We start from the raw sequence: 11,851 nt of genomic DNA, 5'->3' as shown, positions 1-11,851 counted from the left end.
AAAAAAAAAAAAAAAAAAATAGAGTAAGGTGTGAACCTTACTCCATCTCTGCAAATACCATACGGTCTTTTCCGTTAATATCAAAAACAACCTCAACATGGGCATGTGGAAAAGCTTGTTGTAACAATCTTTTTACATCCTCACCTTGTCCTACTCCAATTTCAAATGCTACAATTGCTTTCTCCTGCAACACATTCGGCAATTCTTCCATAAAACGGCGATAAAAATCTAATCCGTCTTCTCCACCAACAAGCGCTCTCTTCGGCTCATGCTCTTTCACAACAGGAGAAAGACCACGCCAATCCTCTTCCGGTATATATGGAGGATTTGAAACAACAACATCTAGCTTTTGACCCGTTTTATCAAATGGTGACAATAAATCACCGTGATAGAACGTTACTTCTGCACCTAAAGCTTTTGCATTTTCTTTTGCAACTTCAATCGACTCTTGTGCAATATCTACTGTATACACGTGGAGATTTTTATTTTCTAAAGCAAGCGTAATAGAAATCGCTCCACTACCTGTTCCTATATCTGCTACATGTAATTCCTTGTCGCCAAAATGGCGCTCAATTCTTTCTAATACGCCTACTATAAGCTCTTCTGTTTCCGGTCTTGGTATTAATACTTCTTCATTCACAAAGAATGAACGGCCATAAAACATTTCATAACCAATCATATATTGAATAGGTATACCTTCTACATGCTTGTGGATAAACTCCGTAAAGCTTGCCTCTTGTTCCTCATTTATTTCTTCACGCATATTCATAAGTAATCCTGTTCTGTTCATCTTTAATACATGACAAAGGACAATTTCTCCCGCATTTTCATCTCGTCCATTTTCCTGTAAAAAAGAAGAAGCCCATTTCAGGGCTTCATAGACACGCATTACTCAGCTGCCTCCATCCTTTGAGCCTGATCTTCCATCACTAAGGCATTGATGAAATCATCTAACTTACCTTGTAAGATTTGATCTAGCTTTTGAATCGTTAAACCGATTCGATGGTCTGTAACACGGTTTTGCGGGAAGTTATACGTACGAATACGCTCTGAACGATCACCCGTACCAACAGCTTGTTTACGGTTTTGATCATATTCAGCTTGTGCTTCTTGTCTAAACTTATCATAAACACGTGCGCGTAATACTTTCATCGCTTTTTCTTTATTCTTAATTTGTGATTTCTCATCCTGACAAGATACAACTACACCAGTCGGTAAATGCGTTAAACGTACCGCTGACATCGTTGTATTAACACTTTGTCCACCAGGACCACTAGAAGCGAATGTATCAACACGAACATCTTTCTCGTGAATGTCGATTTCTACTTCTTCTGCCTCTGGTAATACAGCTACAGTTGCTGTAGATGTATGAATACGTCCACCAGATTCCGTTTCAGGAACACGTTGTACACGGTGAGCACCATTCTCGAATTTCAGCTTCGCGAAAGCACCTTTACCGTTAATCATAAAGATAATCTCTTTATATCCACCTAACTCTGTATAGCTAGCCTCGATAATTTCTGTTTTCCAACCTTGAACCTCAGCATAACGGCTATACATGCGGTATAAGTCACCAGCAAATAAAGCGGCCTCGTCGCCACCAGCAGCCCCACGAACCTCAACGATAACGTTCTTATCATCATTAGGGTCCTTTGGAACTAGTAAAATTTTCAGACGTTCTGATAACGTTTTTTCTTGTGATTCTAACTCAGAAACCTCTTCTTTTACCATGTCACGCATTTCTGCGTCTAACTTCTCTTCTAACATTGCTTTCGCATCTTTTAATTGCTCACGAACATCCTTATACTCACGATACACCTCTACCGTTTCCTGTATATCAGACTGTTCCTTTGAATATTCACGAAGTTTATTTGTATCGCTAATAACCTCTGGGTCACTTAACAATTCATTTAACTTCTCATAACGATTTTCTACAGCTTGCAAACGATCTAACACATCATTCACCTCTACATCCTAGTATCTAATACAAATAGTATATGGTACTTACTCAAAAAAACGCAAATTATATTTAAAAGCGTAAGCGGCTCACACCAACCACACTCTCTATTCTGAAAAAAACTCGCCTTGCGCAGCGAGTTTTACTTATCTTTGTTTGTAGGAACTGCATGACAATGACGACAGCGCGGTTCATACGATTCTGAAGCCCCAACTAAAATAATCGGATCATCAAATGCCGCTGGTTCTCCATCAATTAATCGTTGTGTACGACTTGCCGGAGATCCACATGCAGAACATACTGCTTGTAGCTTTGTTACATGTTCAGCAATCGCCATCAGCTGAGGAACTTGTCCAAATGGTAGACCACGGAAATCTTGGTCTAAACCAGCTACAATGACACGATAGCCACGATTTGCCAATACTTGCACCACTTCCACAATGTCCCCATCAAAGAATTGCACCTCATCGATTGCAATTACATCCATATCTTCAGTGATATGTTCAAATATATCTTTTGAAGCTGAAACAGGAACTGCTTTCACCTTTAATCCGTTATGTGATACAACGTCTTCTTCACTATAGCGATTATCAATACATGGTTTAAATACAATTGCATGTTGTTTCGCAAATTGCGTACGGCGCACACGGCGGATTAATTCTTCTGATTTACCAGAAAACATACTACCGCAAATCACTTCAATCCAGCCATTTTGATTTATTAAGTACATGAAGCTCTCCTTTCATCTACTTTTTAGTTAAAAGTAGGGTAAAGGTATAATATTTTCGCAAAAAAAACAGACAAGCGAATACATACACTTGCCTGTTTTATGTTTTTATTACTTGATACCGTATTTCTTATTGAAGCGATCAACGCGTCCGTCTGCAGTAGCAAACTTCTGACGTCCAGTGTAGAATGGGTGAGAATCAGAACTGATCTCAACTTTTAGTAATGGATAAGTGTTACCATCTTCCCACTCAACAGTTTCGCTAGAGCCTTTAGTAGACCCGCTTAAGAATTTGAAGCCTGTGTTTGTGTCCATGAATACAACTTTCTTGTAATCTGGGTGAATTCCTGCTTTCATTCTTTTCATCTCCTTCCGCCCTGAATCATTTTCGAAACAGAGTTTTTCATCTTCAGCTGCATACACAACTATATTGATGAAACACATATGATGAAATTATAACAAGGCTAACTTCATTTTGCAACTACCTGTTTTTGTCTTTTGAAATTTAAAGTGGCGGGGGCTCGTTTAGCTCTGACTGGCTAAGGTTCTCCCACTTATTTCTCTCTTTAATATCACCTAAAAGGCATAAAAAACTCGCTTACTATAAAATAAGCGAGTCCCCATCTTTTCCCTTTACTTAGTTGTTACATATCTTTTCGAGTCTGCAACAATGTTTTGTAAAAATTCTTCGTTTGTCTTCGTTTGGCGAAGCTTACGTAAGAAACTTTCAACAAAGTCTGGTGTATCACGCATTGTTTTACGAATACCCCATAACTTGTCTAAATGCTCTTTTGGAATTAATAGATCTTCTTTACGTGTACCAGAACGACGAATATCAATCGCTGGGAAGATACGACGTTCAGCTAACGAACGATCTAAGTGAAGTTCCATATTTCCAGTTCCTTTAAATTCCTCGTAAATAACATCGTCCATACGAGATCCTGTATCAACAAGGGCTGTTGCTAAAATCGTTAAGCTACCGCCCTCTTCAATATTACGTGCAGCTCCAAAGAAACGCTTCGGTCTATGGAAAGCCGCTGGGTCGATACCACCCGATAATGTTCTACCACTTGGCGGAATAACAAGGTTGTAAGCTCGCGCTAAACGGGTAATACTATCCATTAAAATGATAACATCTTTTTTGTGCTCTACAAGACGCATTGCACGTTCTAACACAAGTTCAGCTACTTTAATATGATTTTCTGGTACTTCATCAAAAGTAGAACTTACAACGTCGCCCTTAACAGAACGTTCAATGTCTGTTACTTCCTCTGGACGCTCATCAATTAAAAGCACAATTAATTCTGCTTCTGGATGATTTGTTGTAACACTGTGTGCAATTTCTTTTAATAGACTTGTTTTACCAGCCTTTGGAGGCGCAACAATTAAACCACGTTGTCCAAATCCAACTGGTGCGATTAAATCCATGATACGTGTCGGTAACTTTTTCGGTTCCGTTTCCAATTTCATTTGGCGATCTGGGTATAATGGTGTTAATGCAGGGAAATGCACACGCTCTTTTGCTGAATCTGGATCATCTCCGTTTACAGCTTCAACTTGTAATAACCCAAAATAGCGTTCATTTTCTTTCGGAGGTCGTACTTTACCAGAAACTTTATCTCCATTACGTAAATCGAAACGACGAATTTGCGAAGCTGAGATATAAATATCTTCTGAGCTTGGAGAATAGTTGATAGGACGTAGGAATCCAAATCCTTCTGATTGAATAATTTCTAATACGCCTTCCATGAAAAAGAAACCTTCTTTTTCTGCTCGAGCTTTCAAAATAGAAAAGATTAACTCTTTTTTCGTTAACTTGCTATAATACGAAATCTTAAATTCTTTCGCAAGCTCGTATAACTCTTTTAATTTCATGTTTTCTAATGCTGCAATTGACAAATTCATTCAGACACCACACTTTAACGTTATTCTCTTTTTTCATGGGTAAAGGGAAAAATACGGAAGGCAAATAATTAATAATGAAAGGCAATAAGTTCAAGTAGGGTAATATTCACTATTGTAACCCTTTTATCTAGTTTTAATCAATACGTTGGAACACAAATACAAGAAGCGAAGACAAGAAAATTTGTCTTCGCTTCTTATTTAGTTTAGTTCCAGCTCCGATAGTTAAAAAGGTCGACCATTTTAACCTTTCTGAACGAGCCGCTTACACTTTTTATTTAATCCAGCTCCGGTGGCTAGAAGGGTCAGTCATTTCACCCCTTCTGAACAAGCCACCTCCGCTTTTTACTTAATAACCAAGTTCGGTTTTTTATTTAAGCTATGACGACCATCTACAAAGCGAACTGTACCTGATTTTGCACGCATAACAAGAGATTGCGTTGTTCCTACACTACCTTTAAATTGAACACCGCGTAATAGTTCTCCATCTGTTACGCCTGTTGCTGCAAAGATTGCATCGTCGCCTTTTACTAAGTCCTCCATACGAAGGATACGATTAATGTCTTCTATGCCCATTTTTTTACAACGTGCTAATTCAGTGTCGTTTTGTGGCAATAGTTTTCCGTGAATTTCTCCACCTAAACATTTTAAAGCAACTGCTGCCAATACACCTTCAGGTGCTCCACCAGATCCAAATAAAATATCTACACCTGTACGATCAAACGCTGTATTAATTGCTCCAGCTACATCTCCATCATTAATTAATTTAATGCGAGCACCAGCTTTACGAATTTCTTCGATAATTTCTTGATGACGTGGGCGATTTAAAACTGTCGCTACAACATCTTCAATATCTTTATTTTTCGCTTTCGCAACTGCACGTAAGTTATCAATAATAGGCGCATCAATGTCGACCGCCCCAACTGCTTCTGGGCCAACCGCGATTTTATCCATGTACATGTCAGGAGCATGTAACAAATTACCGTGGTCTGCAATTGCAATAACAGCAAGAGCATTCCAGCCACCGGCTGCTACGATGTTTGTCCCTTCTAAAGGATCAACTGCAACATCTACACGTGGTCCATATCCTGTACCTAATTTCTCTCCGATATATAGCATTGGTGCTTCATCCATCTCACCTTCACCAATTACAACTGTACCTTTCATCGGAATTGTATCAAATACATCACGCATAGCTGATGTTGCTGCACCGTCCGCTTCATCTTTTTTCCCGCGCCCCATCCAACGCGCTGATGATAATGCTGCAGCCTCTGTTACACGTACTAACTCCATAGATAAACTTCTTTCCACAATAATCCCTCTCCTTTAAGTCTTTATATTTCTGCCGTATTTTGTGAACCGTGTTTTTCTATAAAGTGTACTTCCGCAAGTAGTGATGCTTCGCTTCCCCCTTACGGAAGTATCACTTATGCGTTCTTCATCTCTTCAATTTCTTGTTTTGTCATTTGTTCTCGCCAAATGTTTGCTCCAAGCCCTTTAAGCTTGTCCACTATATTCTCATAACCTCGATCAATATGCTCAAGTCCTGTTACTTCTGTAATTCCATCTGCCATTAACCCTGCAATAACAAGTGCTGCTCCCGCTCGTAAATCACTCGCCTTCACTTTTGCACCTTGCAACAATACAGGACCAGTTACAATTGCCGAACGACCTTCTACTTTAATTTGAGCATTCATACGACGTAATTCATCAATGTGTTTGAAACGGGCACCGTAAATTGTATCTGTTACAACTCCCGTCCCGTGCGCCTTTGTTAAAAGCGTCGTAAACGGCTGTTGTAAATCTGTTGGAAAACCTGGATATACAAGCGTTTTGATATCAACTACTTTTAACTTTCTATTACCGTTCACTGTAATTTGATCATCATTCGTTTCAACTTGAACACCAGCTTCTCTTAGCTTTGCAGTAACTGATTCTAAATGCTGAGGAATAACGTTATCAACCGTTACTTCTCCTCCTGATGCAGCTCCTAGAATCATATACGTACCAGCTTCAATACGATCTGGGATAATAGTATGGTGACAACCATGTAAAGAGTCCACACCATCTATTCGGATTACATCTGTACCAGCACCTTTAATACGTGCTCCCATGCTTGTTAACAATGTAGCTACATCAATAATCTCGGGCTCTTTCGCTGCATTTTCAATAACAGTTCTACCTTTCGCTCGTACAGCTGCTAGCATAATATTAATTGTAGCTCCTACACTAACAACATCTAAATAAATACGTGCTCCATGTAGTTCATCTGCTCTTAAATAGATGGCACCTTGTTCATTTGTAACATGTGCACCTAGCGCTTCAAACCCTTTAATATGCTGATCAATCGGCCTCGGTCCTAAATGACATCCACCCGGAAGCCCAATAACAGCTTTTTTAAAACGGCCAAGCATCGCACCCATTAAATAATAAGAAGCGCGCAATTTTTTCACTTTTCCATTTGGCAAAGGCATTGCAACCATGTTAGAAGGATCGACTACCATCTCTTCCTCCTGTCCATAAGTTACTTTCCCTCCAATTTCCTCTAGTAAGTCTCCTAACATTTTCACGTCCGAAATATTAGGGACACCACCAATAGTTACTGGAGTATCTGCTAAAATTGTCGCTGGAATTAATGCAACGGCACTGTTCTTTGCACCGCTTACTCGAATTGTTCCATTTAAAGCTCTTCCGCCTTCAATTAGCAATTTTTCCATATTGAGCTCCCTTCTTGTGAATGTATTTACTTTCTATCTTTTTATAGAAAGCTCCCCTTAAGAATCTCAATCACTCTTTCCATCCCAAAACTCAATAAAGTGAAACTTTAATTAGTGGGGGGTGTTTATCCCCCACTAATTATTAGTTGAACCAATCGGGCTTTTACGGGCAGTTGACCCCCACCTAACTTCTTTGCTTCCACTAAATTTTGAGGTGGGGGTCTTACTGCCCTTTAATGCGGGATAAATAGGAAATCATTATATTCATTTCTCCTGTAGCACGAATATATAAAGATCAACTATTCATCGAATTTACTTTATCAATTTAGATACGTTATCACATTTATTAATAGGACTATGCACATTATTTTCTATTTAAAAACCAAAAATGATAAAATCTTTAGACTTGTTCACGCTTTCATTATACAACGAAAGGAAACCGTCTAAAAGACTAGACGGTTTCCAAAACGGAATTTTATTCTTACGCTTTACCGTTAGAACCGAACTCACGCATTTTACCAGCAACAGTTGCTTTAATAGCGTCACGGCCAGGTCCAATAAATTTACGAGGATCGTAAACTTCTTGATCTTTGTTTAATACTTCACGAACAGCTTTTGTAAACTCGATTTGGTTCTCAGTGTTTACGTTGATTTTTGAAGTACCTAAAGAGATAGCTTTTACGATATCAGCAGTTGGGATACCAGTACCACCGTGTAATACTAAAGGTACGCCAGTGAAGTCACGAACTTGTTCCATTTCAGCGAATCCTAAGTTAGGCTCACCTTTGTAAGGACCATGTACAGAACCTAAAGCTGGAGCTAGGCAATCGATACCTGTTGCTTCAACAAGGTGTTTACACTCTGCAGGATCAGCGTAAATTACGCCTTCAGCGATAATGTCGTCTTCTTGTCCGCCAACTGTTCCAAGCTCAGCTTCAACAGATACGTTACGAGCGTGTGCGTATTCTACTACTTTTTTAGTAGTTTCAACATTTTCTTCGAATGGGTGGTGAGAAGCGTCGATCATTACAGATGTGAAACCTGCATCGATTGCTTCTTTACATTTTTCAAAGCTTGAACCATGGTCAAGGTGAATCGCTACAGGAACAGTGATGTTCATTTCTTCGATTAAAGCTTTAACCATAGCTACAACTGTTTTGAAACCAGTCATATGACGAGCTGCACCCTCAGATACACCTAGGATTACAGGAGATTTTTCTTCTTCCGCAGCAGCTAAGATAGCTTGAGTCCACTCTAAGTTGTTCATGTTGAATTGACCAACTGCGTATTTTCCTTCTAGTGCTGTGTTTAGCATTTCTTTCATAGAAACTAAAGGCATGGTGAATCCTCCTAAAAAACGTTTTTTGTATCCGATAAATTCTTATCGCTGGTAGTATGACCAGGATAAGGTAAATTATGTATATTTACCTACCGGACTTTTTTCTACACTCAATAGGATAACAACTTGTACTCAAAAACTCAACTGTATTCACCTGCTCAATAGTCCATGTAAACGCTTTTTTCCATATTTTTTATAAAAAATTCATTTTTTACGCCTCTACAGCAAGTTGCTCTCTCACAGCTTGACGAATTTCATCAATATCAAATGGTTTAGCAAAATGCATTAAAGCACCTAAATCTTTTGCTTCTTGGATCATATCAAGCTCTCCATAAGCAGTCATTAAAATTACTTTAATACTCTCATCAATTTCTTTTACATGCTTTAAAATCTCTATACCATCCATGCCTGGAATTTTCATATCTAACACTACTAAATCTGGATTATCTTTTTTCACGATATCTAAAGCTTGAAATCCATTCGCTGCTTGGAATGTCTGATAACCTTCTTTTTGGAACACTTCATGTAATAACACACGAATCCCATATTGATCATCAACGATTAAAATTTTACCTTCCATAATTCCCAACCTTTCTGTGTAAGTACAAGATTTAAAGCTTCTTATATCTTAACGATTTATTTTCGCTATTCTTTGGCAAATTCCTTCCTATTCTTTCTTATTTTACCGTTTCCTATTTTGTTATGCTACCCTACGATTTCACCTTTCGAAAAAAATAAACTATAATGAAAGCCGGCAAACACGTACGAAGGGAGTAACATTATGTTAAAAATTTTTTCAACTCAATTAAGTGGTTATTTCTCCAGAGTTTCTCAAAAAGAGGAAATGAATATAGAAGATAGTGCTCGTTTACTCGCTCAAGCACTAGTTGGCGATGGTTTCATTTATTTATATGGTACAAATGAAATGGAGGGCGTTGTTGCCGAAGCACTATTCGGTGCTGAACCAATGAAGCAAGCAAAACGCTTTTTTGAAAATGGTAAAGAAGCAGAAGTAACCTCTGCAGATCGTGTACTTCTTATTAGCCGTTTTTCAACAGATGAAGCGGTTGTAGAAATTGCAAAAAAACTACAAGAAGAGGGACACTCTATTGTCGGCATTTCTGCTCTTCAAAAAGGTACGGAATCACTGGAACAATATACAGACGTACATATTGATACAAAACTGTTAAAAGGTCTTATTCCAGACGATGAAGGTAATCGCTACGGGTTCCCAAGCTTAATAGTAGCTTTATTTGCTTATCACGGAATCAAATTTACAATCGATGAAATGTTAAATGAATATTAAAAAAAGCGCCTTATTTCAGGCGCTTTTTTTATTACTTGCTCTCTTTATTCGTAATAGAAGCTCTTACGAAGTCATGGAACAATGGTTGTGGACGGTTTGGACGAGAAACAAGTTCTGGATGGAACTGTGCTGCCACGAACCAAGGATGGTCTTTTAATTCAATGATTTCAACTAGACGGCCGTCTGGGCTTGTACCAGAGAATACAAATCCTTCTTTTTCCATATCCGGACGGAACTGATTGTTGAACTCATAACGATGACGATGACGCTCATATACAACCGGCTCATTATAAGCATTGTAAGCATTTGTTTCTTCAGCAAGCTTACATGGGTATAGACCAAGACGAAGTGTACCACCTAGGTCCTCTACATCTTTTTGCTCTGGTAATAAGTCAATGATTGCATATGGTGTATCAGGGTTGATTTCAGAAGAGTTAGCACCTTCTAAACCTAATACATTACGTGCGAATTCGATTGATGCAAGTTGCATACCTAAGCAAATTCCTAAGAATGGAACTTTGTTTTCACGAGCATATTGAATCGCAACGATTTTACCTTCTACACCACGATCACCGAAGCCACCTGGTACAAGGATACCATCTGTGTCTCCTACTAATTCTTGTACATTTTCTGCTGTTACGTGCTCAGCATTTACCCATTTTACTTCTACATCTGTGTCGAATGAGTAACCAGCATGACGAAGTGCTTCTACAACAGAAATATATGCATCTTGAAGTTCTACATATTTACCAACAAGAGCGATTTTTGTTTTCTTAGAAAGATTACGTACTTTGTTAACTAGCGCAGTCCACTCTGTCATATCTGCAGCTGGATTGTCTAATTTTAAGTGGTCACAAACGATTTGGTCCATGTTTTGTTCTTGAAGAGATAATGGAACCGCATATAAAGTATCTGCATCGCGTGCTTCGATAACTGCTTTTGTATCGATGTCACAGAATAATGCAAGCTTGTCTTTCATATCTTGAGAAACAGGAAGTTCTGTACGAACAACGATAATGTTTGGTTGAATACCTAAGCTACGAAGCTCTTTAACGCTATGTTGCGTCGGTTTTGTTTTCATTTCACCCGCTGCTTTTAAGTACGGGATTAACGTACAGTGAATGTACATTACATTGTCACGACCAATGTCGCTCTTAATTTGACGGATTGCTTCTAAGAATGGTAGAGACTCGATATCACCAACAGTTCCACCGATTTCTGTAATAACAACATCCGCATTTGTTTCACGGCCAGAACGATATACGCGCTCTTTAATTTCGTTAGTAATATGAGGAATAACTTGAACTGTTCCTCCTAGATATTCACCGCGACGCTCTTTTTGAAGAACTGAAGAGTAAATTTTACCTGTTGTTACGTTGCTGTATTTGTTTAAGTTAATGTCGATAAAACGCTCATAGTGACCAAGGTCTAAGTCAGTTTCTGCGCCATCATCTGTTACGAATACCTCACCGTGTTGGTATGGGCTCATAGTCCCTGGGTCTACGTTAATGTATGGATCAAACTTTTGAATCGTTACATTTAAACCACGATTTTTTAAAAGTCTTCCAAGAGATGCTGCTGTAATACCTTTTCCTAAAGACGATACTACACCGCCTGTTACAAAAATATACTTAGTCATGAAAAAGCTCCCTTCTATTTTGCTGTTATATAATCACCGTTGCAAAGCGCAACGTATGTAGATAACACTGTATCCATCTTATTGTTAGACTCTTTTTATTTTCTAAACAAAAAACAAAAAAGAAAATTGCTCCCCTCATCACATAAAGTAATAAGTAGGGAGCAATTTTCTTTTATATTTACACTTTAAAAGTATTATCGTCCTTTTTTAAAGAGCCCAAAAATGATTCTACATGGACGATAATGAAAAGTCAAGAACTACAGT

At 38.5% G+C, this 11,851-nt stretch carries 11 protein-coding genes; 1 reads left to right on the top strand and 10 read right to left on the bottom strand.

The genetic code is table 11. From position 1 onward, the window contains the following. Positions 1 to 37 precede the first annotated feature (37 nt). The 9 genes from prmC to spo0F all read right to left on the bottom strand — a co-directional run bounded on the left by prmC (position 38) and on the right by spo0F (position 9,222). The gene (gene prmC, locus MR170_RS27965) at positions 38 to 889 is read right to left on the bottom strand and encodes a peptide chain release factor N(5)-glutamine methyltransferase (RefSeq protein ID WP_001267022.1); all 852 of its coding nucleotides are present in this window, start codon (positions 887 to 889) and stop codon (positions 38 to 40) included. Further along, positions 889 to 1,956: a peptide chain release factor 1 gene (prfA, locus tag MR170_RS27960; RefSeq protein ID WP_000887066.1), complete on the bottom strand. Its 1,068-nt coding sequence runs from the start codon at positions 1,954 to 1,956 to the stop codon at positions 889 to 891. Before prfA ends, prmC begins: the two co-directional genes overlap by 1 nt. Positions 1,957 to 2,099: 143 nt before the next feature. Then, entirely contained in the window at positions 2,100 to 2,687 is a 588-nt protein-coding gene (locus MR170_RS27955) for a thymidine kinase (protein ID WP_000280851.1), read from the bottom strand. A gap of 108 nt (positions 2,688 to 2,795) precedes the next feature. Beyond that, the gene (locus tag MR170_RS27950) at positions 2,796 to 3,041 is read right to left on the bottom strand and encodes a type B 50S ribosomal protein L31 (protein ID WP_000643435.1); all 246 of its coding nucleotides are present in this window, start codon (positions 3,039 to 3,041) and stop codon (positions 2,796 to 2,798) included. A gap of 276 nt (positions 3,042 to 3,317) precedes the next feature. Further along, entirely contained in the window at positions 3,318 to 4,589 is a 1,272-nt protein-coding gene (gene rho / locus MR170_RS27945; RefSeq protein ID WP_001053903.1) for a transcription termination factor Rho, read from the bottom strand. Between the two features lie 342 nt (positions 4,590 to 4,931). Beyond that, positions 4,932 to 5,897, bottom strand: a complete 966-nt coding sequence (gene glpX, locus MR170_RS27940; RefSeq protein WP_016079642.1) for a class II fructose-bisphosphatase — start codon at positions 5,895 to 5,897, stop codon at positions 4,932 to 4,934. Between the two features lie 116 nt (positions 5,898 to 6,013). Further along, positions 6,014 to 7,303, bottom strand: a complete 1,290-nt coding sequence (gene murA, locus MR170_RS27935; protein ID WP_000413248.1) for a UDP-N-acetylglucosamine 1-carboxyvinyltransferase — start codon at positions 7,301 to 7,303, stop codon at positions 6,014 to 6,016. A 481-nt stretch (positions 7,304 to 7,784) separates the two neighbouring features. Then, positions 7,785 to 8,642, bottom strand: coding sequence for a class II fructose-bisphosphate aldolase (locus MR170_RS27930; RefSeq protein WP_001131859.1), 858 nt, complete (start codon positions 8,640 to 8,642; stop codon positions 7,785 to 7,787). A gap of 211 nt (positions 8,643 to 8,853) precedes the next feature. Then, entirely contained in the window at positions 8,854 to 9,222 is a 369-nt protein-coding gene (gene spo0F / locus MR170_RS27925; protein WP_000398593.1) for a sporulation initiation phosphotransferase Spo0F, read from the bottom strand. A 201-nt stretch (positions 9,223 to 9,423) separates the two neighbouring features. Here spo0F and MR170_RS27920 point away from each other — a divergent pair, with 201 nt between their 5' ends. Continuing rightward, a complete protein-coding gene (locus tag MR170_RS27920) occupies positions 9,424 to 9,948 on the top strand; it encodes a DUF2529 domain-containing protein (protein ID WP_242310219.1) in 525 nt (174 codons plus the stop codon). 31 nt (positions 9,949 to 9,979) lie between these two features. Here MR170_RS27920 and pyrG read toward each other — a convergent pair whose 3' ends face one another. Beyond that, the gene (gene pyrG, locus MR170_RS27915) at positions 9,980 to 11,587 is read right to left on the bottom strand and encodes a CTP synthase (RefSeq protein ID WP_016079639.1); all 1,608 of its coding nucleotides are present in this window, start codon (positions 11,585 to 11,587) and stop codon (positions 9,980 to 9,982) included. Positions 11,588 to 11,851: the final 264 nt, after the last annotated feature.

The organism is Bacillus cereus group sp. BfR-BA-01524 (genome assembly GCF_022662595.1).
GTDB lineage: Bacteria > Bacillota > Bacilli > Bacillales > Bacillaceae_G > Bacillus_A > Bacillus_A thuringiensis_S.
Note: the sequence above shows the minus strand (reverse complement) of the source record. Positions and strands in the feature narration are given on the sequence as shown.